This is a genomic window from Phnomibacter sp., from assembly GCF_036803085.1.
Lineage (GTDB): Bacteria > Bacteroidota > Bacteroidia > Chitinophagales > Chitinophagaceae > Phnomibacter.
In genome coordinates this window covers 508,146-532,507 of the sequence record NZ_DAIRUZ010000002.1, presented here as the reverse complement: position 1 = coordinate 532,507, position 24,362 = coordinate 508,146, and the positions used below count along the sequence as shown (strand labels likewise).

The 24,362-nt window shown below is 47.3% G+C and carries 20 protein-coding genes; 14 read left to right on the top strand and 6 right to left on the bottom strand.

Annotated features, from left to right (window positions below; genetic code table 11):
• Positions 1-40: 40 nt before the first annotated feature.
• From V7Q13_RS06055 to V7Q13_RS06020, 8 genes are all read left to right on the top strand, one after another.
• On the top strand, positions 41-3,007 hold the full coding sequence (locus tag V7Q13_RS06055; protein ID WP_333799783.1) for a SusC/RagA family TonB-linked outer membrane protein: 2,967 nt from the start codon (positions 41-43) through the stop codon (positions 3,005-3,007).
• Between the two features lie 24 nt (positions 3,008-3,031).
• Complete coding sequence (locus V7Q13_RS06050; RefSeq protein ID WP_333799782.1) at positions 3,032-4,618, top strand: RagB/SusD family nutrient uptake outer membrane protein; 1,587 nt, start codon at positions 3,032-3,034, stop codon at positions 4,616-4,618.
• Between the two features lie 62 nt (positions 4,619-4,680).
• Positions 4,681-5,514: a SusE domain-containing protein gene (locus V7Q13_RS06045; RefSeq protein WP_333799781.1), complete on the top strand. Its 834-nt coding sequence runs from the start codon at positions 4,681-4,683 to the stop codon at positions 5,512-5,514.
• Positions 5,515-5,542: 28 nt separating this feature from the next.
• Positions 5,543-6,682, top strand: coding sequence for a SusE domain-containing protein (locus V7Q13_RS06040; RefSeq protein WP_333799780.1), 1,140 nt, complete (start codon positions 5,543-5,545; stop codon positions 6,680-6,682).
• Between the two features lie 103 nt (positions 6,683-6,785).
• On the top strand, positions 6,786-7,673 hold the full coding sequence (locus tag V7Q13_RS06035; protein ID WP_333799779.1) for a YicC/YloC family endoribonuclease: 888 nt from the start codon (positions 6,786-6,788) through the stop codon (positions 7,671-7,673).
• Between the two features lie 18 nt (positions 7,674-7,691).
• On the top strand, positions 7,692-8,180 hold the full coding sequence (locus V7Q13_RS06030; RefSeq protein WP_333799778.1) for a gliding motility lipoprotein GldH: 489 nt from the start codon (positions 7,692-7,694) through the stop codon (positions 8,178-8,180).
• 32 nt (positions 8,181-8,212) lie between these two features.
• On the top strand, positions 8,213-9,199 hold the full coding sequence (locus tag V7Q13_RS06025; RefSeq protein WP_333799777.1) for a sensor histidine kinase: 987 nt from the start codon (positions 8,213-8,215) through the stop codon (positions 9,197-9,199).
• Positions 9,200-9,201: 2 nt separating this feature from the next.
• Positions 9,202-9,912, top strand: a complete 711-nt coding sequence (locus tag V7Q13_RS06020; RefSeq protein ID WP_333799776.1) for a response regulator transcription factor — start codon at positions 9,202-9,204, stop codon at positions 9,910-9,912.
• On the opposite strand, the gene V7Q13_RS06015 is transcribed toward V7Q13_RS06020, so the two are convergent.
• A complete protein-coding gene (locus V7Q13_RS06015; RefSeq protein ID WP_333799775.1) occupies positions 9,902-11,731 on the bottom strand; it encodes a BatD family protein in 1,830 nt (609 codons plus the stop codon). The two genes, V7Q13_RS06020 and V7Q13_RS06015, sit on opposite strands and share 11 nt — an antisense overlap.
• 133 nt (positions 11,732-11,864) lie before the next feature.
• Here V7Q13_RS06015 and V7Q13_RS06010 point away from each other — a divergent pair, with 133 nt between their 5' ends.
• Together V7Q13_RS06010 and V7Q13_RS06005 are read left to right on the top strand one after the other, a co-directional pair.
• The gene (locus V7Q13_RS06010) at positions 11,865-12,980 is read left to right on the top strand and encodes an arginase family protein (RefSeq protein ID WP_333799774.1); all 1,116 of its coding nucleotides are present in this window, start codon (positions 11,865-11,867) and stop codon (positions 12,978-12,980) included.
• Between the two features lie 76 nt (positions 12,981-13,056).
• Entirely contained in the window at positions 13,057-15,288 is a 2,232-nt protein-coding gene (locus V7Q13_RS06005; RefSeq protein ID WP_333799773.1) for a cation:proton antiporter domain-containing protein, read from the top strand.
• Positions 15,289-15,326: 38 nt separating this feature from the next.
• On the opposite strand, the gene V7Q13_RS06000 is transcribed toward V7Q13_RS06005, so the two are convergent.
• A complete protein-coding gene (locus tag V7Q13_RS06000; protein WP_333799772.1) occupies positions 15,327-15,581 on the bottom strand; it encodes a hypothetical protein in 255 nt (84 codons plus the stop codon).
• Here V7Q13_RS06000 and V7Q13_RS05995 point away from each other — a divergent pair.
• Positions 15,567-16,886: a D-alanyl-D-alanine carboxypeptidase/D-alanyl-D-alanine-endopeptidase gene (locus V7Q13_RS05995; RefSeq protein WP_333799771.1), complete on the top strand. Its 1,320-nt coding sequence runs from the start codon at positions 15,567-15,569 to the stop codon at positions 16,884-16,886. The genes V7Q13_RS06000 and V7Q13_RS05995 overlap by 15 nt on opposite strands.
• A 127-nt stretch (positions 16,887-17,013) precedes the next feature.
• Here V7Q13_RS05995 and V7Q13_RS05990 read toward each other — a convergent pair whose 3' ends face one another.
• The gene (locus V7Q13_RS05990) at positions 17,014-19,083 is read right to left on the bottom strand and encodes a TonB family protein (RefSeq protein WP_333799770.1); all 2,070 of its coding nucleotides are present in this window, start codon (positions 19,081-19,083) and stop codon (positions 17,014-17,016) included.
• A 3-nt stretch (positions 19,084-19,086) separates the two neighbouring features.
• Positions 19,087-19,458 carry a BlaI/MecI/CopY family transcriptional regulator gene (locus V7Q13_RS05985; RefSeq protein WP_333799769.1) on the bottom strand — a complete coding sequence of 124 codons (372 nt, stop codon included), beginning with the start codon at positions 19,456-19,458 and terminating at the stop codon, positions 19,087-19,089.
• Positions 19,459-19,722: 264 nt separating this feature from the next.
• Between V7Q13_RS05985 and V7Q13_RS05980 the strand changes: the two genes are divergently transcribed.
• Positions 19,723-20,094 carry an iron chaperone gene (locus V7Q13_RS05980; protein ID WP_333799768.1) on the top strand — a complete coding sequence of 124 codons (372 nt, stop codon included), beginning with the start codon at positions 19,723-19,725 and terminating at the stop codon, positions 20,092-20,094.
• 1 nt (position 20,095) lies between these two features.
• Here the strand turns inward: V7Q13_RS05980 and V7Q13_RS05975 are convergent, their stop codons facing one another.
• Positions 20,096-21,295: an alanine dehydrogenase gene (locus V7Q13_RS05975; RefSeq protein WP_333799767.1), complete on the bottom strand. Its 1,200-nt coding sequence runs from the start codon at positions 21,293-21,295 to the stop codon at positions 20,096-20,098.
• A 61-nt stretch (positions 21,296-21,356) separates the two neighbouring features.
• Positions 21,357-21,776: a tRNA (adenosine(37)-N6)-threonylcarbamoyltransferase complex ATPase subunit type 1 TsaE gene (gene tsaE / locus V7Q13_RS05970; RefSeq protein ID WP_333799766.1), complete on the bottom strand. Its 420-nt coding sequence runs from the start codon at positions 21,774-21,776 to the stop codon at positions 21,357-21,359.
• Positions 21,777-21,965: 189 nt separating this feature from the next.
• Between tsaE and V7Q13_RS05965 the strand changes: the two genes are divergently transcribed.
• A complete protein-coding gene (locus V7Q13_RS05965) occupies positions 21,966-24,092 on the top strand; it encodes a heavy metal translocating P-type ATPase (protein WP_333799765.1) in 2,127 nt (708 codons plus the stop codon).
• Positions 24,093-24,128: 36 nt separating this feature from the next.
• A complete protein-coding gene (locus V7Q13_RS05960; protein WP_333799764.1) occupies positions 24,129-24,293 on the top strand; it encodes a hypothetical protein in 165 nt (54 codons plus the stop codon).
• Positions 24,294-24,362 lie beyond the last annotated feature (69 nt).

Here is a 24,362-nt window from a genome sequence, read left to right as displayed (position 1 = left end):
TTCTACTCAACATATATCTCAACTTGTAAAACTGAATTGTATGACCTTACGACGACTGCTGAAAGGAATGGTCATTCCTGTATTGCTGCTCATCGGCTTTGCCGCTGCAGCCCAGGAAACCATTTTGGTATCCGGAAAAGTGAGTGACTCTAAAGACGGTTCGCCGCTCATTGGGGTTTCTGTAGCTGTAAAGGGTACTGCCAATGGTACCGCTACCGATGGTAACGGTAACTTTTCGCTCCGCACTACGCCAGGAGCAACCCTTGTATTTACGTATGTAGGCTATTTATCAAAAGAAATGCCTGCTACTAAAGAAGCCATGACTGTGACACTGGAAAATGTTAAAACTGCATTGAACGAAGTGGTGGTGATTGGTTATGGTTCGGCACGTAAAAAAGACCTGACCGGTGCCGTGTCTACTGTTTCTTCAAAAGACTTCCAGAAAGGTAACATTACTACCCCCGAGCAAATGATTGCCGGTAAGGTGGCGGGTGTACAAATCACGTCCAACGGTGGTCGTCCCGGTGCTGGTTCTACCATCCGCATTCGTGGTGGTTCTTCGCTCATTGCCAGCAACGACCCGTTGATTGTAATTGACGGTGTGCCGCTGGACAACAACGGCGTAGCCGGTGCTGCCAATCCGCTGAGCTTTATCAATGCCAACGACATTGAAAGCTATACCGTGTTGAAAGATGCATCTGCAGCGGCTATCTACGGCTCTCGTGCCAACAACGGTGTTATCATCATTACCACCAAAAAAGGTAAGGGCGGCAAGCTGAAAGTGAATTTCAGTTCAGTCAATTCTATTTCTACCATTACCAAAAAACTCGATTTGCTCAATGCCGATCAGGTAAGAGCTATTGTAGCGATGCAGGGTAATGCTACCCAAAAACGTCAGGTAGGTACTGCCAGCACCGATTGGCAGGATGTGATTTACCAAACTGGTTTTGGTACCGACAACAACATCAGCATGAGCGGTGGTATTGTGGGTTTGCCCTACCGTTTTTCTGTAGGTTATCTCGATCAAACCGGTTTGCTCAAAACCGACCACCTGCAGCGTACTTCTGCAGCTTTGGCCCTCAACCCATCTTTCTTCGACAATCACCTGAAGGTTGATTTGAACCTGAAGGGCTCTATGCAGCAAACTCGTTTTGCCAACGAAGGTGCCATTGGTTCTGCAGCCAACTACGATCCTACACAACCTGTATACAGCAACAGTAAGCGCTTTGGCGGCTATCAGGAATGGGTTGGTGTAGACGGATTGCCAGAATTGAATGCCGGCCGCAACCCACTGGGTATGCTGTATCAAACATTCGACAATCAAAAGCCCCGTCGTGCTATTGGTAACCTGCAGTTGGATTATAAGTTTCATTTTCTGCCCGAACTGCGTGCCAACGTAAACCTGGGTTTCGACGTAGCTAAAAACACCGGCACTTATTTAGTGCCTGATAGTGCTGCCAGTCAGTATCGCCAAAAAGGTAGCTTCTCTCAAAACCAGCAAATCCGCAGAAACACTATTGCAGACTTCTATCTGAACTATGCAAAAGATTTCAAATCTATTAAGAGCCGTGTTGATTTCACCGCTGGTTATTCTTACAACAATTTCTGGACGAAGAACTTCTTCTACCGTGGTTTGAATGCCAACAAGGATACCATTGTAGGTTCTACGCCTCCCAACTTTGCGTATGATATTCCCGAAAACACCCTCATGTCTTACTGGGGTCGTTTGCTGTACAACTATGATAGCCGCTACTTCCTCACCGCTACTTTGCGTCGTGATGGTTCAAGCCGTTTCGCTAAAGAAAACCGTTGGGGCTGGTTCCCATCTGTGGGTGTGGCCTGGAGCATTGCCAACGAAGCCTTCCTGAAGAACAGCAAAGTGGTTAGCGATTTGAAAGTGCGTGTTGGTTATGGTAAAACTGGCCAGCAGGATGGTATCGGCAACTACGATTATCAGGCCCGTTATGGCTTGGGTGGTCTTAGCTCTGCTTATCAGTTGGGTAATGAATATGTACTTACCTACGGACCCTTTGGCTACAACGGTGGCCTGAAGTGGGAAGAACTGGTGAGCTACAACGCCGCTTTGGACTTCGGATTTTTTGATGGCCGTATTACTGGTAGTGTTGATTTCTACAAGCGTGAAAGCCGCGACCTGCTGAACAGTGTTCCTCAAGCCACCGGTACCAACTTTAGCCCGTTTGTACTGGCTAACATTGGTAGCCTCGAAAACCGTGGTGTAGAAATGACCCTCAGCAGCACCATCATTAAGAAGAAAGATTTCAGCTGGGATGTAAACATGAACGCTACCTACAATGAAAACAAGATTTTGAACCTGACTGTCGTACCTGATGATCCTACTTACAAAGGCTTACCTACTGGTGGTTCAGAAGGTGTTAACGGTTTTGTGCAAATGCATTCTGTAGGTTATTCTCGTAATACTTTCTATCTCTATCAGCAGATTTATGACAGCTGGGGCAACCCCATTGAAGGGCTGTTTGAAGACAGAAACAGAGATGGCATCATCAACGATAACGACCGCTACCTGCGCCACAGTGCCGTAGCCAGCTGGTTGTTTGGTTTCAGTACCAATGTAAACTGGAAGAAGTGGACTGCCGGAACAGTACTGCGTGCCAGCCTGGGCAACTACGTATTCAACGGTACGTTTGCCAACCGTGGTCGCCTCAATCAGGTATTGGGCAACTATGTACTGGGCAACGCTTCTACCAACTATACGACAACAGCATTCAGAGGTGGCAACGACATCGCCATGATGAGTGATTACTACGTACAGAATGCTTCATTCCTGAGAATGGACAACCTGTTTGTAGGGTACAACTTTGGTAAAGTGATGAAGAATGGCACTTCTCTGCGTGTAAATGCGGCTGTACAAAACGTGTTTACAGTTACGAAGTACAAGGGCACCGATCCTGAACACGGTGGTGGTATCGACAACAACCTGTACCCACGCCCACGCATTTTCTCGCTTTCTGTAAACCTTGATTTTTAATTCAACCACCGAAATACTATTGTTATGAAAATCAATAATAAAATATGGATCTTACTGGTGGCTGTTTTGGGTATGATGCAGGCCTGTCAAAAGAAGCTTGACCTCACACCTACCAATGACATCACCAACGAAAAGGTGTTTGCTACGGCTGCCGGTTATAAGCAAGCCATGGCTAAAGTATACGCCAGCATGGCGGTTACGGGCAGCCCTTCCAGAGACATTCCCGGCGAAATTGTAAGTGATGAAGGTAACACCGGCTTCTTGCGTGTTCTCTGGTACCTGCAGTGCTTGTCTACCGACGAAGCTGGCTGGACCTACAGTGGCAATACCGACCCCATTGGCATTCACCAAATGGAATGGTCGCCCAGCACTCAGGTAGTTGCCGGTTTGTATTACCGTAGCTTCTTCATTGTTACTCTGTGCAACAACTTCATCAAAGAAGCTTCTGATGCAAAACTGTCTGACCGTGGTATTGGTGGCGCAGATGCTGCTGAAATCCGCAAGTTCCGTGCAGAAGCCCGTTTTGTAAGAGCTTATGCTTACTGGATACTGCTCGACAACTTTGGTAACGTTCCATTTACCGATGAAAACTACCAGATCGGTAGTGGTGTATTGCCCAAGCAAATTACCCGTGCAGAACTGTTTACCTACATCGAAAATGAGCTGAAAGCTGTTGAAGCCGATTTGAATGAACCCAAAGCTGCACCTGCAGGCCGTGCTGATAAAGCTGCTGCCTGGTCATTGCTGGCTCGTTTGTATCTCAACGCTCAAGTATATACCGGCGCTGCCAAGTATACAGAAGCCATCACTTATGCCAACAGAGTAATTGGTGCTGGTTACACTTTGCACAGCAATTACAATGAGCTGATGCTGGCCGACAACCATACACTCACCAATGAGTTCATCTGGACCATTCGCTACGACGGTACCAATACACAATCTTACAGCGGCACTACCTTCCTGGTGCATGGCCCTGCAGGTGTACCGGGTAGCGTAAGTGGTAGCAATGGTACCTGGGATTGTATCCGCATTACCGAGCAGTTTGTAGATAAGTTCAACGCTCAAGACATTCGCGGTCAGTTTTGGACAACAGGCCAAACCAAAACCATGGATGTATTGCTGGGCGATGCCAGAAAAGGCTACAGCAGCACCAAGTTTACCAACAAAACCAAGACCGGCGCTGCAGCACCCAACATGGATGCTGGTGGCACATTTGCCGATATCGATTTTCCGGTTTTCCGCCTGGCAGAAATCTATCTGATTTATGCTGAAGCCGTACTTCGTGGTGGTACTGGTGGTTCTACTTCCACAGCTGTTGGTTACCTGCAGGCATTGGCTCGCAGGGCTCGCCCCAACGATCCTGCCGCTGCAGCATCTGTAGAGCTCACCCTGCCTTACCTGATTGATGAAAGAGGTCGTGAACTGATGTGGGAATGTCATCGTCGTACCGACCTGATCCGCTTTGGACAGTTTACCACGAACACGTATTTGTGGGCTTGGAAAGGGGGTGTAAGAAACGGTACTGCTGTTGATGCGAAGTACAATTTGTACCCCATTCCTTCCATCGATATTTCTGCCAATCCGAACCTTAAACAAAACACCGGATACTAAGCCGTCGGACACCTAAATGGTTGATGACGATTTCTTAAAAGAAAACCACAAAAATTGCAACTATGAAACGGCTCATTCACTACATATACATGGGAGTAGCTCTCGCTGTGTTTGCGCTTGCCGGCTGCGAAAAGAAAGACGCCAAAGTCTTTTTTGAAGGCGGTACGGCTCCGGTGCTTTCACTCAGCAACACGGCTCCGGTGCTCGATCCCACCAAAGAGCAGGATTTGGCCATCGGCTTCCGTTGGACCAATCCTAACTACAGCTTTACCACCGGTATTAGCTCACATGATGTAAACTACCGGTTGGAAATTGATACCCTGGGTGCCAATTTCGGCAGTGCGTCTAAAGGAGTGGTGGCTATCTCTAACGACCTGGCGAAATCATACACAGTGTATGATCTCAACGTGTTGTTGAGCGGCGCCAACTTTATGAACCTGGCTCCAGATCGCAGCTATACATTCCAGGCACGTGTTATCTCTTCACTGCGCAACAGTTCAGTACAACTGGAGAGCAACGTGGTAACCTTTACCGCTAAGCCATACAGTCCTCCTCCTGCTGTTATTCCGCCAGCATCTGGCAAACTGTTTTTGGTAGGTGGTGCTACACCCGGCGGTTGGAGCAACCCGGTACCTGCCAACCAGGAATTCACCAAAATCAGCAACACCAAATATGAAATCACTATTCCGTTGACAGCTGGTGGTAGCATTCTCTTTTTGCCAGTAAATGGCGACTGGGGCGAAAAGTATGGTTTTGATGGCAACAACAATGAAAACATTGCCGAAGGCGATAAACTGCGCAGAGGTGGTGGCGACATTAAAGTGCCAGCAGCTGATGGAACGTACAAACTGGTAGTTGATTTCCAAACCGGACGCTTTTCTATCACCCGTCAATAATGCCTGTTCAACCAAAAAATTTTGAATCATGAAACTTTTCAAAAAAATACAACTGGCGGCACTGGCATTGGTGGTTGGTTTGGCTTCTTGCGAGAAGACCGATAACCTGCCTTACTATGCCAAGGGCACAGCCACGGTGTTGTCTGCTTCAGCTACCACTATTGCGCCTACTGCTGCAGACAGCAACAAAACCGCAGTAACGTTCAGCTGGACCAGTCCCTTGTACTCTACCGATTCCAGCAGCTACAAGTATGTGTTGCAAATCGACTCTGCAGGTCGCAACTTCAGCAAGGCCAATTCTATTGAGATTAATGCGGTTCGTTCTTATAGCCTCATTGCCAAAGACCTCAACACCATGTTGTTGAACTATGGCTTTGAATTCAATAAGCAATACTCTGTAGATGTGCGGGTCATTTCTTCGTACCGCAACAACAACGAGCAGTACAACAGCAACGTAGTAACCCTGAAAGTTACGCCGTATAAAATTCCACCTAAAGTGGTGTTGCCTGCCAGCGGTAAACTGTTTATTATAGGTGATGCTACACAGGGTGGCTGGTCAAATCCGGTTCCTGTGCCATCACAAGAATTAAGCAGAATTGATGAGACGACGTTTGGTGGCGTATTCAATCTCTTTGGTGGTGCTTCATACCTCATTCTGCCCGAAAACGGACAGTGGGGCAAGTACTCTGTAGCCAAAGGTGATTTGGCTGGCTTGTGGGAAGGTGGCGATTTCGGTAGCGAACTGAGAGACAATTTCCCTGCACCTCCGGTAGATGGTTGGTACAAGCTGGTATTTGATTTTCAAAAAGGAAAATTTAAGGTGTCCTCAAGTGTAGCTTTGCCTGACAGTATCTATACTATTGGTGATGCTACAGCAGGTGGTTGGGATAATGTAAACTCAAATACTACATTGAAATCACAATATCTGACACGTGTAAGTCCATGGGTTTTCGAAGGCACTCAAACTTTAACTGGCGGCGCTAATGTGAAATTTATTTCTCAAGTGTCTCAATGGCAACCTCAATTTGGCAAAGGCTCAAAAGACGGTGAATTGGGATATAACTATGGTGGTGGCAATGACCCTGGTGCAATTTCAGTTCCATCAAGCGGAACGTATAAAATCCAGGTGAACTTCTACACAATGACATACACCCTTACCAAGCAATAACAATTGGTACGATACATAACGGATGCGGCCTGCCCAATGGGGTGGGCCGTTTTCTTGTGCAACATGCTGGCCCGACAGCCGTTTGCCTTATTTTTACCGCACTATGATTGAAAATGCTTTGCACTCCATGACAGGCTTTGGCCGTGCCGAAAAATCAGCCGGCGAAAACCATGTACTGGTCGAAATAAAATCGCTGAATGGCAAACAGTTCGACATGAACCTGAAACTGCCGCCATTGCTCAAATCTTTTGAGTTCGATATCCGCAATTTTATTTCGGGCAAATTGCAACGCGGCAGTGTGGACTGCTCCATTACCCTCAAAATGAATGGTGCCAGTAAACCCGTCAGTATCAACCCCGATCTCATCCGTTTTTACTATCAAAATATCAGTGGGCTGGCACAGGAGCTCAACCTCGATACCTCACAAATACTCGGGGCACTGTTGAAACTACCCGAAGTGGTAACACCACAAAACGAAGTGCTCGATGATGCCAGCTGGCAAATGGTGATGCAAACCATTGAACTGGCGGTAAACGATGTATTGCAACACCGTGCTGAAGAAGGTGCCGTATTGCAGCAAGACATCAGCACCCGCATTCAAAACATAGGGCAGCTGGCACAGGAGATAGCGGTACTGGCACCACAAAGACAAGTGCGTTTGAAAGAAACCCTCGAACGTAAACTCGAAGAATGGGTGGGGAAGGAAAACGTAGATGCCAACCGCCTGGAACAGGAACTCATTTACTACATCGAAAAAATTGACATCAGCGAAGAACTGGTGCGCCTCAACAATCACTGCGATTATTTCTTCAGCATTTTGGCTGAGCCCGATCCTGCCAAGGGCAAAAAGCTTGGTTTTATTTTGCAGGAAATAGGCCGCGAAATAAATACCACCGGTTCTAAAGCCAACGATGCTGAAATTCAGAAATCGGTAGTGCTGATGAAAGACGAACTGGAAAAAGCCAAAGAACAGGTATTGAATATTTTGTAAGCCATTTGGCAATACCACATGATGCAGAGAAGAATCAACTGGAAGATAAGTGTGCTGAGTTTGCTCGTAACGACTTTGCTGTTGTGCAGTTGCAAACAAGTGGAGTTGTACGAGAGATTGACCAATATACCCGGTGCCCAATGGCAGCGCAGTTTTGTGCCAACCTATAAGTTCGATATTACTGATACCACCCGCTATTACAGAGTATTTGTAGTGCTGCGGCACAGCAATAGTTATCCCTACAGAAATATCTGGTTGAATGTGGGCATTCGCAATCCGCAGGATAGCATGCGTACACAAGCCTTCGACCTGCCGTTGGCCGCCAGCGACAAATGGCTGGGCGTAGGTATGGATGATATTTTTGAACGCCGGGTGCTCTTGCTGCCACGGCCTGTAAAATTTAATAAAACCGGCAGTATAGAATTTACCCTGCAACAGCAAATGCGCATCGATCCGCTGCCGCATATACTGCAGGCCGGCATACGGGTTGAGCCCGTGGCCGAATAATCGCATCCACATTTTCTTCAACACCTGAGTGTATGCAATCAGCAAAAAAGAAACTCGCCTTTGTTACGGTCATTTTCTGGTTTTTGCTGGCCTACATTATGGCCGCTTTGGTGTGGTGGTTTGTAAGCCTCGATCAGCAAAACAACGACATGGCTCTGCTGCGTTTATCGGAGCTGAACCCTGCTGAAGCAAACTATGCTGCCCGTAAAGCAGATGTGCTCGATTATCAACGTCGAAAGCATGGTCAGTATGTAGGCGAGGGCATCATTTTTATGTTGCTCATTTGGGTAGGTGCGTTGTTTGTGTATTTAGCCACGAGAAGGTATTTACGATTGGGCCAGCAGCAGCAAAATTTTATGATGGCGGTGACGCATGAATTGAAAACTCCGATTGCTGTTGCCCGCCTCAACATTGAAACCATGCAACGCCGCAAGCTCGACGATGCACAACGGGACAGGCTCTTGCAAATGACCCTCAACGAAACCGAACGACTCAACGATTTGTGCGATAATATTTTGCTGGCCTCCCGTTTTGATAGTGGTCAGCAAAGTGCACAGCAAGAACGATTTTCCCTCGATCAGTTGGTGAATGATATTGTAGACCAGTACAACATGCGTTTTCCTGACCGTGATTTTTCGTGTACAGTGCAACCGCAAATATGGGTGTATGGCGATCCGTTTTTGATTCGGTTGTTGCTCAACAACCTCATTGATAATGCCATGAAGTATGCGCCAAAAAACAGTACCATTGATGTTTCGCTGAAGCTCAAAAATCAGGTAGCCAAATTGAGAGTAGCCGATCAGGGCAAGGGCATTCCGGCAGAAGAAAAGAAAAAAGTATTTGATAAGTTTTACCGCATGGGCAATGAGCAAACCAGAAACACCAAGGGCACAGGCTTGGGTTTGTACCTGGTAAAGCGCATTGCCGAGCGGCACGATGGCACGGTAGAAATAACCGACAATGTGCCACAGGGTAGTATTTTTACCATCCGTTTTCCTTTAGACGATTCAACAGTTTAGACATGAAAATTCCTGCACCAGTTGCCTCCATATTGTTGGTAGAAGATGAAGAAGCATTGCACGAAACACTCAAGATGAACCTTGGGCTGGAAGGCTACGATGTGGTGTCGGCGTACACAGGCCAACAGGCACTCGAAAAACTGGATGGCGAATATTTCGATTTGGTGCTGCTCGATATTATGCTGCCCGAAATAGACGGCATTGGCGTATTGGAAACCATGCGCATTAAAAAGATTGATTCGCCGGTGCTCATACTGAGTGCCCGCAACTCTACCAACGATCGCATTCTCGGTTTAAAAAAAGGTGCCGACGATTACCTCACCAAACCATTTGCCCTCGAAGAGCTGCTACTGCGTATTGAAAAACTGTTGCTCAAAAACAAACGTCAGCAGGCCGATCATACGCCTGCCAGTACGTATAGTTTTGGCGGGCATACCATCAATTTTAAAGCACAGGAAGCCGTGCTGAAAAATGGTGAAACCGTGGCGCTGAGTAAAAAAGAAGCCATGCTGCTGCAACTGCTCATTGAGCATAGTGGCGAGGTCGTTACAAGAGAAACGATTTTAAGAACAGTGTGGGGCTACAACGTTTTTCCTACCACCCGCACCATCGATAATTTTCTGTTGAACATTCGCAAGTACTTCGAAGAAGACTCCCGCAATCCGCAATACTTCCACAGTGTACGTGGTGTAGGTTATAAGTTTACGCCTTAGTCTGCTTCCATTCGGCATAGGCCTGCTGCAAATCATTTACGCTGTGCTGATGCCCGAAAGGAGCATACAATACATCGTTGCATAACTGCAACAATTGTTGTGCAGCCACATTGTCTCCGGTATTTTCTTGCTGTACTTCTGCCAGCATACGTGTAGCCAAAGCTTTGATATCAGCAGTATCCTGCTGCAAGGTTGTGTTTTTTACAACGCCTCTTTTTTCTACCACCAATGGCCGGTTGCCAGCAGCAGTTGTTACCTGATACATGGGGTCATCTAGGCCTTGTGTAAATATGGGATCGAGTACCTGATCTGCGAATCGTTTTTTACGTTTGGCCCTGCCCAACAGCATGAGTACAATCACCAGTATCAATGCAGCACTCAATGCCACTACAGGCATAAAACGGGTAAACCATTCGGTGAGTTTAAAACTGCTTGGGTCATTCACCGGATCATTGGCAAAAGAGGAACGAGCCACCGCTGCGCCAATGTGCAGGTTCACATCGCTATCGGCCGTTTGCTTGTATACTACTTCGGATGGATTGAAATAATGAAAGCCTTTGATGCGGATATTATAATCACCCATGCTATCGGCTGCAAAGCGATAAATGTACCGCCGCACACCCTGCACCGGTACCCGTTGACTATCGAGTTGCTCATCCATGCGGGGTTCGTAACCGGTAATGCCTTTGGGCCATTCAATCTGTGGCGCCTGTAGCATGCTCCACTGTCCGAGACCGCTTACCGCCACAATTAACTCGGCCGCATCGCCTGCAGCCAGTGGCTGCTTGGGCATTTGTACACTGTATGCAAATTCACCCACAGGAATGGCACCATCAGTAGGCCGGCCATTGGCAGGGAGAGGCGTCACCTGCACGGTTTCTACATTTCCTGCTACCGAAAATGGTTCTTCTGCAGAACGCTGCTGTGCATAGGGGTCTGCAGCAATGGGTTGTCCGTTGTGGGTGCGTAAAAATGAAACAGTACCCGAAATGCTCATGGGTGCCAGTTTGAGCTCACCCGACCGCAGTGCTGTCAATTGCACCCGGCGCAGGGTATACACTTTGTATACCTTTCCATTTTCCGTAGCATATTGAAACTCGCTGCCGGGGTCTTCGGCCGGTAAATCAATAGAAGAAAAGCCCTCGAAACCTGGGCGTTTGTCGAGCTCTGCACTCAGGTTTACCCTGGAGTACAGCAGGTATTCTGCCACTATTGTTTCTCCTTCGTAGCAAGTGTTTTTGCTGAGTTTGGTTTTCAGCAGCAGGTTGCGTTTTATTTTTTCCTGTGCATTTTCTTTACTATAGAGCACAAATGCATCGTACGTAAATCCGTGCTCGTTGGGTGGGTAAGGACTGTTGTTGTGCTGAGCACCTTTGGTTACTTCTATAACCAGTGTGTTGGTTTGGTAGCTTTTGCCATTTACTACAATGCTGGCAGCGGGTACGGTGCAACTACCGGTACGCCGTGGCGCCAGTTGAAAACTGTATTGCTGCGCTGTTGATTGTACACCGTTGAAGATGTTGGTACTGGTAGTGGTCATGGGGCCGCTGAGTACATCCCAATCTTTAAAGGCAGGAAATTTTACCCCCGTGCCGGATGCATTTACCAAGGTGTAGCTGATGGTAATTTGCTCATGGCTGGCTATGGCATTGGCCGATGTGAGCAGCTGCCAATCGGGCTGTGCCATGCCGGCCAGTGGCAGCAGCAGGCTGCAACAGAGGTACCACAACCAGCGCTGTAAAAATGAAGTAGAATCAGGTGCCGCAAACATGGTTGGCAAAATAGCGCAAATCGGGGCTACTCGCTGCTTGTGTATCATTTTTAACCAGCTGCTGCACCGCAGCAATGTATTATCAACCCTTGTTAAAAAACTGCATGGCACATAGCCACATGCAGGCTGTTATCTTCACCCCGATTTTTTTTTCGACAAAGTAATACAAGCAACGCACCACATGTTACTGCATCAAATACAAGAACTGATAGAGCTGGCCAACCCATTTGAAATTTCGGAAGACGAAGGCTATAAGCCGGGGCAAATTGGCGGCATGCTGCTGGAGGCCAACGATTTTGATGCAGCAGATTTGGTGTTGCTCGGTTGCGATGAATGGCGGGGAAAAGGTTCAAAAGCTACCCCACGCAGTGCCGATGCGGTACGCAAACAACTCTACAATTTATACCTCTGGCACAATGCCATTCGCATTGCAGATGCCGGCAATGTAAAGCCCGGTGCACAACTGGCCGACACTTATGCTGCAGTGAAAATGGTGATTCGTGAATTGCTGAAAGCCGGCAAGCGGGTATTGTTGTTTGGTGGCAGCCACGATATTACGCTGGCCATGTACCAGGCATTTGCCGAAGAAAAAATGTTGCTCGAAGCTACAGCAGTAGATGCATTGATAGACCTGGATAGTGAAAGTCCTTTTCCGGAACATAAGTTTTTGCTGGAAATGCTCACCAGCGAACCTAACTACGTAAAGCAGTTTAACCTCATTGGCTTTCAAAGCTATTTTGTAAATCCGCAGTTGCTCGAAACCATCGATAAGTTGCGTTTCGATTGCTTCCGAGTAGGCAAGGTGCAGGAAAAAATGGATGAAGTGGAGCCTGCCATCCGCAGCAGTCATTTGGTCTCATTTGATATTGCCGCTATCGCACATGCATTTGCGCCGGCTACTACTTTATCGCCCAATGGTTTTACCGGACAAGAAGCTTGCAAACTCATGCAGTATGCCGGCATGAGTGGCACCAACCGGGTAGCAGGTATTTTCGGTTTTATGGCCAAAGACCCCATGGGCCTTACAGCCATGCAGGTGGCCCACATGATTTGGTATTTTATTGATGGCATGCAACGCGACAAGCACGAAGTGCTGTTGGACGACCGCACCGGCTACAACGAATACCACCTGATGTGTGCCGAAATAGAAACCCTGTTTTTGCAAAGCCGCAACACCGGCCGCTGGTGGATGCAACTGCCCGATAAAACATTCATTCCATGCACTTACGCCGACTACCTGGTGGCCAGTCACAACGATTTGCCCGAACGCTGGCTTCGTGCACAAGAGCGGATGTGACAATCAGCATAGTTTTTTTCCAAGGGTATGGAACAAGCTCTTGGCTGCTATCTGACGGTATTGGTTATTTTTGGGGATGAGCCATTTGCCAAACCTTATTACAGATTTGGCACTCATTTTGGGTGCTGCAGGTATTACTACTTTGATTTTTCGGCGGTTGAAACAGCCCGTTGTATTGGGCTATATCCTGTCCGGATTGCTGGTAGGACCCAATTTTTCGGTCTTTCCAACGGTTACCGATTTAGAAGGTGTAAGAACATGGGCCGAGATCGGCGTTATCTTTTTACTCTTTGCCCTCGGTCTTGAATTTAGCTTTAAAAAACTGGCTAAGATTGGTCCTACGGCCGGTATTACAGGTACCATCGAAATTTTGGCCATGGTCTCTATAGGCTTTGGCATGGGCCAGCTCATGGATTGGTCGTTTATGGATAGCCTCTTTCTAGGGGGCATCATTGCCATTTCTTCTACCACCATCATCTTTCGGGCTTTTGATGAGCTGGTTGTAAAAACGAAACAGTTTACCGGCTTGGTAATGGGCATTTTAGTTGTAGAAGATTTAGTGGCCGTATTGCTGATGGTATTGCTGAGTACCATGGCCGTGAGCAAAGAATTTGCCGGTAGCGAAATGCTGATGGCTATTGGTAAACTCTTGTTCTTTTTAAGTCTTTGGTTTTTGGCCGGCATTTTCATTCTCCCCACTTTTTTAAAAAGAGCTTCAAAATTATTGAGCAGCGAAACCCTGCTGGTGGCGGCCATTGCGCTTTGTCTGGGCATGGTGGTGTTTGCTGATAAAGTGGGTTTTAGTGCGGCTTTGGGTGCTTTTGTTATGGGGTCTATTTTGGCAGAAACTGTGTATGCCGAAAAGATTGAGCACTTGCTGGAGCCAGTGAAAAATTTGTTTGGCGCTATCTTTTTTGTATCGGTGGGCATGCTCATCAATCCAACCTTGTTGTGGGAAAATGCAGGCCCTGTATTGCTGCTGTCGCTCACTGTTATTTTGGGTAAAATCATTTTTGTAGGCACTGGTGCATTGGTAGCCGGCCGGCCGCTGAAGCAAGCTGTGCAAGCGGGTACCAGCATGACGCAGATTGGTGAATTTTCATTCATCATAGCTACGTTGGGCGTAACCCTCAAAGTAACCAGCTCGTTCTTGTATCCCATCGCTGTAGGGGTGTCGGTACTCACTACATTCACTACTCCATACATGATACGCCTGGCCGATCCGCTGATTGGCTGGCTCGAAAAAATATTGCCAGACAGCTGGCAGCAAAGGCTGCATGAGTACAGTGCCGGTACACAGGTACTGAAGGGTGAAAGCGATTGGCGCATCGTGGTGCGTTTACTCATGCAAATGGTACTCATCAATGTGGTGGTCATCATAGCTATATTGCTGGCATCCAAATACCTGCTGTATCCATTTATGCATACCATGATTGATAAGCAGCTCGTTGCCAGTTTGGTCACTATTGCCATTACCCTCATGGCTATGATGCCGTTTGTGTGGGCACTCATGGCTAAAAAAATTCAGCATAGTGCTTACCGACAGTTGTGGCTCGATAGCAAATACAACCATGGGCCGTTGGTAGCAGTGGAAGTTTTCAGGAATGCTTTGGCGGTATCATTTGTAGCGGTACTGCTGGCACAGCATTTTAGTACGACCGTAGCTGTGGGCGTTACCATTGCGGTTATTGCAGTGGTGATGATTGTTTTTCGCCAGCGGTTGCAGCGTTTTTACCAACGCATAGAACAACGATTTTTAAACAACCTGCACGAAAAAGAAAAAGCAGCCAAACAGGCACCCAAGCTGCTAACGCCTTGGGATGCTCACTTGAGTAAAATCCGTATTTGTGCTACTTCGCCCTTTATTGGCAAAACGCTGGAAGAGCTGGCCCTGCGGGAGCAGTACGGCGTCAACATTGCATTTATAGAAAGGGGCAACAAACTCTTGTATGCTCCTTCTCGTTTCGAAAAATTATTTCCCTACGATGAAATTGGAGTGATAGGTAACGACCATCAATTGCAGAAGTTTACCGTATTGGTAGAAGAGCAAAATGAAGAAGCGCCTGTGGCAGATTTGCTGGCACAGCAAATAAGTTTGGAAAAGGTAGTGGTGGATGAACACAACGGCCTTCGGGGCAAGAGTATTAGGGATAGTGGCATTCGTGAAATGACGAATGGCTTGGTAGTGGGTATTGAGCGGGACGGAGAACGTATGTTGAATCCATCATCGGCTACTACGTTTGAATGGAACGATGTGATATGGCTGGTGGGCGACAGACATAAAATTGCACAGCTCAGTCATGTGTAACGTTCTTGCGAATGTTTTTTGGCCTTGGTTATTTGTTGTCATCTTTCCCCAAACACTACTGTACCAACGGTGATGATGGTGATATACAACGCATTAATCCAACTATAGCCATCTATAAACACATAACCCACTGTTCCCACCACGGTTAATGCTGCCAGCAATAACACCGGCGCAATAAACTTGCGGAGCAATAGCCATCTGGTTATTTTTTTTTGACACGGCAGCAGCGTTGTAAGGCTTTTGTTGTTAGTTTGACTCACATAAAAATAAGCGGGAATATGAACAGGCGGCATGTTATTATTCAGGTGTTGGCGATGAGTTTGCTGTTGATGGCATGTGCCACGGGTAAGCAAATGCAACCTGCTACGGAGCGGCAAGATGCCATAAGAACATTGCTTGAAGATAGCACCTTGCAATACGCACATGTGGGTGTAATGATAGCCGATGCCGAAACACAACAAGTAGTAGCTGCACACAATGAGCACAAATATTTTGTACCCGCCAGCAATACCAAACTCTGGACTATGTACGCCGGTTTGAAATACCTCGGCGATAGTCTGATAGCTGGCTACGTGGCCAAATCCAACGACAGTGTTGTGCATTTCCGTTCGCATGCCGATCCTACTTTTCTGCATCCCGATTACAAGCATCAACCATTGGCAACTGTGCTGCAGCAATACAAGCAAGTGAATTGGTACAATGCCGGCATGGCCACCACCGCCTATGGCAATGGCTGGAGCTGGAACGATTACGATGCTACCTACATGGCACCCCGCAGCAGTATGCCTATGTACAGCAATGTGGCCAGCTTTACATTGCAGACCAATGGCTATGTAAAAAGCAACCCGGCAAACGTGGCTGGATTGGTGACGAACATTAACCAGTTTCAAGATACTGGCTTCAGTATTCAGCGACTGTTTGATCAACCGGAGTTTACCCTACAACCGGGCAAAACCAAGAGAGCCAATACTACTTTGTATATGACGCCGTTATCTACGGCACAACTGGCTTCCACACATTTTGGTAACGACTGGTATTTCGAGCATTCGTCAGTGCCCGATAACCTGCGCTGGCAGAAGATATACTCGCAACCAACCGACAGCATGCTGAAACCACTGATGCATCGCAGCGATAATTTTTTTGCAGAGCAAACCCTACTCATGATTAGTCAGCAGTGGTTTGGTTACATGAATGAAGGAGATGTAATTGATAGTTTGCTGCAAACTGATTTGCAGGCCATGCCAGATAAACCGCGTTGGGTAGATGGCAGTGGATTGAGTCGGTACAACTTGTTTACACCTGCCGATTTTATATGGCTGTTGCAGCAATGCCGCAGCGAATTTTCCATGGCTCGCTTACAAAATATTTTGCCTACCGGCAACAATGGTACACTCACCAATTATTACAAACCACTGGAAGGAAAACTGTTTGCTAAAACCGGCACACTGGCTGGGGTAGTAGCCCTAAGCGGCTATATGACCAGCAAGCAAGGGCGGCTGTTACTGCTGAGTGTACAAGTTAACAATCACAATGGTTCGGCAGCAGCTGTGAGAAGAGCGGTAGAAAAATACCTGCTGCATGTGTGGGAGCATAACTAGCGATTTTTTGAACCATGAAGGCACAAAGTAAAACACGAAGAGTACCAAGTGATTTGATGTAACCATAATATAAAAGGGACCACATCATGCGGTCCCTTTTATATGCATTAGAATAGAGATGACAGGATTACTCCAAACGGAAAGTAATGGTTTGCGAAGTACGTGCTACTACTTTTTGTCCGTTTTGTACAGCAGGTACCCACTTGGGGCCGGATTTAATAATGCGTACCGCTTCTTGCGCCAAACCGCCACCAGGGTCGTTCATAGCATAAATGTCAGAAAGGTTACCTTCTGTATCCACTACAAACTGTACTACTACTTTACCCTGTATGCCTTTTTCTTGAGCTTCATTCGGGTATTGTAAATTCCGCTCCAGGTATCTTCTCCAACCATCGTAGTTGCCCGGAAAGGTAGGTGGTGTCTCAGTTTCAGAGAACACAGTACCAGCTTTTTTGCTGTAAATTTCTATCACCCCTTTCTCTGCTTCTGCACCATACTTGGCTACTGCTGTACCATCTTTCAATACATTGATGCTGCCAATTTGGTCGGGAGAAATCTGTTGCATTTCTGCTGCGGTAATACGTTTGCCATCCAGAAAAATAAGCGCTGGCATATTGCCTGAAGTGGCCTCACCACGCAGTACAACTGTTGGTTTACTTTTGGCAGATGGATAACCGGTGACTACTACTTCATCTGCATGAAGGGTTGTAGTCTGCCCCTGCACTTGTACACTTGGTTTGCCATAGCCCACCACTACTACTTCACCTGGTCCGTTGCTGGCTGTTGCCGGCTTGCTGTTTTTTGTGAGTGGTTTACCTTGAACCACCACTTCATTTTGCATAGCTCCGGCTACCGTTTTTGGCTGAATCATAATTACCCCATTCTTCCCTTTTTCACCATACAGCTTCGTAGCACTTTCGCCTTTCAGCACATCAATACTGGCAATGGTATTGGGATCGATTTGTTGTAGTTGAGCTTGCGTAATTTCTAAGCCTGCATAAATCACCAAGGGTTGTTTTTCAGGATCGCTGCCCATGCCAGTGAGCTTGAGCGTTGTGGGTTGCTCAGCAGGCACAGCCGGTGCTTTGGGTGCAGTTGGTGGAGGAGGTGGTGGAATAAAATAGCCCTTTTTGATGGCAGTATCCAATTGGTACGTGAATTGTCGACCATCTTTCATTTCGTATATGATGTAAGGGAGGCCGTTTTTTTCAATCACTTCTGCCTTGCGGGTGCTATCTGGTATAGCTATCCATTGTTTTTTGACCGTAGCTGCTGGTGCCTTGGGTGGCGGTGGAGGTGGCGGTCCTTTCTTTTTGTCTTGCGCATAAGCCTTATCAATACTTACAACTAATACGGCGGCAGTAGTAATCATCAGCACCAGTCCGCTGATGCGGCGCAGGTAACTGTATTTCGGTTCATGAGAAGCGGTTATCATGTGTAATCTTCTTTTGAGATGAGCAGTAAAAAAGGGATTGCTGAGTGCAGGTGCGGGTGTGCCGGTGGCCGCTTGCAATATCATGGCGGCAAACGCGGCGCCATCATAACGCTCAATAGCTTGCTGATCGGCTAAAAATTCGTGGATGGCATACAATTCGCGGCGCATCAACCAAAAAAACGGGTTCATCCAAAACACAATCAAGAGCAGTTCGGCAAACAATTTATCGGCACTGTGTTTTTCGTGGATGTGGGTGAGTTCATGCTGCAGCATGCGTTGGCCATTGCTGCTATCGGGGTCGATATCGCTGCGCCAAAACAGCCACTTAAAAAATGAAAAGGGTGCTGAAGGTTCTTCTGTAATCACCACACTTACTTCGTGAAAATAAGTGGGTGTATTGCGCCAGTACAAACGCACCACCTTCCATACACTGCGCAGCAAATGCAGCAGTAGCAAGCCCGATACGATGAGCATGCTCAAACTGGCATATTCCTTCCAGCCCCAGGCAGTGTTGGGTTGATACTTCAACACCACATTGTTCCAGGGCAAGGCTGCTACCATATCTACCACAGCGGTTGGCTTGGCCGGTTGCAGCAGCGGTATGTTCATCAATGGTACCAGCACACTCAGCAGCATGGCACTCAGCAGGTAAAACCTGTTCCATTGATGAAACCGTTCGTTGCGCAAGGCTACCCAGTAATAGCCCAATAGTATGGCACTGCAGAGCAGCATTTTCAAGAGGTATACCAATACCGGATGCATAGGCTACTTGTTTTTGAGTTCCTTCAACAACATTTCGAGGTCTTGCACACTCAGCTTTTTTTGGTCTACTAAAAAGCTGACGGCACTGCTGTATGAGCCATCAAAATAGCTGCTTACCAATGAGCCCAGGCTTTGCTTGCTGTATTGCGCTTTGCTCATGATTGGCTGGTACAGGTTGTTGCGCCCTACGGCTTGTGAGGTTACAAAGCCTTTGTCCATCAAAATTTTGAGCAGCGTAGCCACTGTATTGCTGTGCGGCTGTGGTGCCGGCATGGCTTCTATAATGTCTTTTAAAAAGCCTTCGCCTATTTGCCACAGGGCATGCATTACCTGTTCTTCGGCCTTGGTCAGTGTCTTTACGGTTGATTTTGCCATGGTTTCATTTTACTAAAAGGCGTCGGCATAACACATGTGGTTGCAAGAAGTTGTTGTTGCATTTTCAAATGTTTTCCTTCGCACTTCCTGTTTCGTACTTCGTACTTTTTTTCGGGCGTTTGCAACCACCCGATTGGAATTCCAAACCGAATATAACTAATTTCTTAGTGAAATAACTAATTCTTTAGTTGTTAAAGTTTTATTGGTGTGTATGAAGCAAGCAGCAATGGAATGATTAAATTACCCGCTATAAAAGGGTTGGTCATGATTAACAAAAAATATACCTCGGTGGATGAGTACATAGCCGACCAGGTGCCGGAGGTGCAAGCAAAATTGCAGACGATGCGGCAGGTGATTCGCAAGGCTGTACCGCTGGCAGAAGAGTGCATCAGCTACTGTATGCCGGCCTACAAACAGGCTGGAGTGTTGGTGTATTTTGCAGCGCAAAAAAAGCACATCGGGTTTTACCCAACATCATCTGGCATACAAGCGTTTGCCGATGAACTGCAAGTGTATACTACCTCAAAAGGTGCTATACAATTTCCGCTGAGCAAGCCCATACCCAAGCGGTTGGTAGCACAGATCACCAAGTATCGGTTGCTGGAAAATTTGAGTAAACCAACCAAGAAAAAATAGCCTAACCCATACTCGCCATCAGCAAATTCAGGTCGGTGTATTTGAGTTCGAAGCGTTCGCTTAAATGAAAATTGGTGAGGGCTCCTTTGAACATGTAAATGCCGGTACGGATGTTGAAATTATTCCACACGTAAGTATCTAAACCGCCGGCATCGGCTATGTTGAGCAGCAAGGGCATGAGCACATTACTCACCGCATGGCTGGCAGTACGGCCATAGCCGCTCGGTATGTTGGGCACACAATAGTGTATTACCCCGTGCTTAATAAACGTGGGGCGTTCGTGGCTGGTTATTTCACAGGTTTCAAAGCACCCGCCACGGTCTACACTTACATCAATAATCACACTACCGGGGCGCATGTTGGCTACCATGTCTTCGCTTACTACTACAGGTGTACGGCCATTGGCAGAGCCCAATGCGCCAATGGCTATTTCGCAGGTCTTGAGTTGCTTAGCCAAAATTTTAGGTTCTATTACTGAGGTCCACACCCGATGACCGAGTGTGTCTTGCAGCCGCTTCAATCGGTACACGTTATTGTCGAACACTTTTACACTGCTGCCCATGGCAAGGGCTGCACGGGCTGCAAATTCGCCCACTACCCCGGCGCCCAAAATAATGACCTTGGTAGGCGGTATGCCGCTAATGCCGCCCAGCAAAATGCCTTTGCCCTGACTGAGGTAATGACCACCAATGAGCATGCTGGCACTGCCGGCTATTTCGCTCATGCTGCGTACAATGGGGTATGTGCCGCTGTCGTCTTTCAGGTTTTCAAAACTGAGGCCGGTTATTTTTTTATCCATCATGCTTTGCAAAATGGAAGCCTTCATCACACTCAGGTGAATAGGCGAAATCACAATCTGGTTGGGCTTCAGCAGGGGCAGGTCATCATCCACTACCGGGGCACTTTTCACCAGTATATCGCAGTTGTAAATTTCCTTGTGATCGTATTTTATTTTGGCACCTGCCTCGGCGTAGTCTTTGTCGTGGTAGCCGCTTTCGGCACCGGCTTTTGTTTCTACCCACACATCGTGGCCATTGGCTACGAGTACACCTACGGCTTCGGGTATGAGGCCTACGCGGTTTTCCTGAAAGGCATGTTCTTTGGGCACACCAATAAATAAGTCGGCACCCTTGGCTTTAATATCGAGGGTTTCTTCGAGTGTTTCGTAGTTGAACGATCCGCTAATGATTGGTTTCGACATGGCGACGGTTGACTAAAATGTTGGTGATGGGTTGCGGACTATTTCCCGCAGGGCTATAAAATTACTGTTCTGCCAGCACAACTAAGCGACGGCTTTCTTCATCTACCGGCTCTATGCGTACCGAAAGTGTATCGAGCGGCAGCAGGCCGGGGGCTTTTTCGGGCCACTCTACCAGGCAGCGGTGGCCACTGTACAGGGCATCTTCTACGCCGGCGGCTATGGCTTCTTCTTCATCCCGCAGGCGGTACCAATCCATGTGGTACAAGGTTTCGCCGTTGGGAAGGACGTATTCATTGATAATGGAAAAGGTAGGACTGCCCGCATGGTCGGTGCTGCCCAGCAGTTGCAACAGCGCCGCACTCAGCGTGGTTTTGCCGGCACCCATGGGCGCAAAAAAAGCCAGCACTTTGCGGTGGCCTGCCTGTTGCAGCAGCCATTGCGCAGCCTTTTGAATTTCGTGTTGTTGGTACAGCAATTCCATGGGTGCAATTTCGGTAGAAAATGCGGGTAAATGATTGAGCCTCCGCTTTTTCGAAATACGGATAAATGTGGTGCATCTGCCACGGCGTTGCAGTAATCGCCCATGTTTGACAGCTTTTTTGCAACAGGAAGGGGTAAATTTGCAACATGTGGCATGAGCAATTCAGCCATGCGCAGTTGAGGATGACGTATGGAAAAAATAGCGTGGAAAGTAGATGGAATGACCTGTGCCAACTGTGCACTGAGTATCAATAAAACACTGGCCAATAAAGGCATGACGAATATTTCAGTCAATGCTATTAGCGGCGATGTAAGTTTTGAAACGGTAGATGCCGCAGTAGAAACAGAGCTGATTAAAAAAGTAGAAGGATTGGGCTATAAAGTGCACAGTGGTGAAGCGGCTCACGACCATAGCCACCACGGCCACAAGCATGGCAGCATGAGCAAATACATGCTGCGCTTTTGGATAAGCCTTCCGTTTACATTGCTGCTGATGCTGCACATGATTCCTGGTGTGCATGTGCATTGGCTGATGCAGCCCTGGGTGCAGTTTGGATTGGCCTTGCCTGTGTTTGTAATTGGCATGGAGTATTTTGGTAAAAGCGCCTTCAACTCCATTCGCAGTGGCGTTCCCAACATGGATGTGCTCATTACCATTGGCTCTTTGTCGGCATTTGCATATAGTACCTATGGGTTGTTTACTCCGAAGCCCGAAGACTTCCTGTTTTTTGAAACAGCCGCCAGCATTATCACCATTGTATTTTTTGGCAACTGGCTGGAAGATGTGAGTGTAAACCGTACGCAAAAAGTCATCAAGGAACTCACCAAAACGCAGGTAGTAAAAGCTAACATGATTGCCTACGACGATCAGCATCAGGAACAAGTATTTGAGGTGGATAGCACGGCTTTGCGTACCGGCGATTTGATTTTGATACGTACCGGTGAACAAGTGCCCGCCGACTGCAAAATGCTAAGTGGTGAAGCCGAAGTAAGTGAAGCTTTGCTGAGTGGTGAAGCCACACCCGTATTAAAAAAACAGGGTGATGTATTGGTGGGCGGAAGTGTAGTGGTAAATGGTAACCTGAAAGCCTATGTAACGGCGGTGGGTAAAGACACGGTGATGAGCGGCATTCAGGAAATGATGAAGAAAGCCCAGACAGAAAAACCACCGGTGCAACAGCTGGCCGATAAAATCAGCGGCATTTTTATTCCTATTGTGTTGGGCATTGCCTTGATTACCTTGTTGGGTAACTACTTCATTGGTGAGCAAACCTTCAAAGAAAGTTTGATGCGCTGTGTAGCCGTGTTGGTGATTGCCTGTCCTTGTGCCATGGGCTTGGCTACGCCGGCCGCTATTGCAGTAGGCCTTGGCCGTGCAGCCCGCTACGGCATTTTGTACACCGATGTAAAACGCATGGAGCTGTTTAAAGACATTCGCCAGATGGTGTTTGATAAAACAGGAACCCTTACATCGGGCAAGTTTTCCATTGCCGCATTTGCAGCACTCGAAGGTGATGAAGCTGCATTTAAAAAGCTGGTGTTTTCACTCGAGAAATTTTCTAATCACCCCATTGCCAAAAGCATTGCGGATGCCTGGCGCAGTAAAGATGCCATTCGTTTGCAGCAGGTAGAAGAAGTAAAAGGCGAGGGCATGAAAGCCGCCGATAATGAGGGCAATGTGTACCGCATTGGTTCGGCCAAAATATTGAAAGAAGTGCCTGCACAAATCCATAGTTTGTATGTAACTAAAAACGATGCACTCATTGGTTGGATTGATATTGAAGACGAAATACGGCCCGAGGCAAAAGACGTCATCAACTATTGCAAAGCACAAGGCATCACTACCATTTTGCTGAGTGGGGACAGTGAAGAAAAATGCGCTGTGGTAGCTAACGCACTGGGTATTGATGTAGTGCATGCAGCCAAAAGCCCTGCAGAAAAATTGCAGATCATTGATGAGCTGGTAGCAGCCAAACCCACCGTAATGGTAGGCGATGGCATCAACGATGCACCGGCTTTGGCAAAGGCTACCATCAGTGTTTCATTGAGCGAAGCATCGCAGCTGGCCATACAAAGTGCGGGGGTGGTGCTCACCAGCCACGGACTGAAAAACCTGCCCAAAGCCATGCAGTTGGGTAAGCTTACCTATGGCACGGTAAAGAGCAATTTGTTCTGGGCATTTTTCTACAACAGCATTGCTATACCTGTAGCGGCATTTGGCTTTTTGCATCCAACACTCGGTGCCCTCATTATGGGCGGTAGCGATGTGGTGCTGGCCATCAACAGCCTGTGGCTGGGCGTCAGAAAGTTGAAGTAGAAGTTGTAATTTGTGAGCAAATGAATGGTATGGTGATTGAAATCAAAGAAGTATTCAAAGAAAAAGAAAGCCGCTTTGATACAACAAGCTGTTGCTATGCAGCAGCAGTTTGGAAAGCAGAAAAAAACGCTGGCTGATTTCTTTGGTGCGGAGCCTCAAGAAACCAATCCACTGGCTTATCAAAAAAAAAGTAAGAAATGAGTGGAAGTAAGTTTCTTGCCGACATCAACATTTTGCTCTACAACAACTGCCTCTCTTATTGATTGAGCC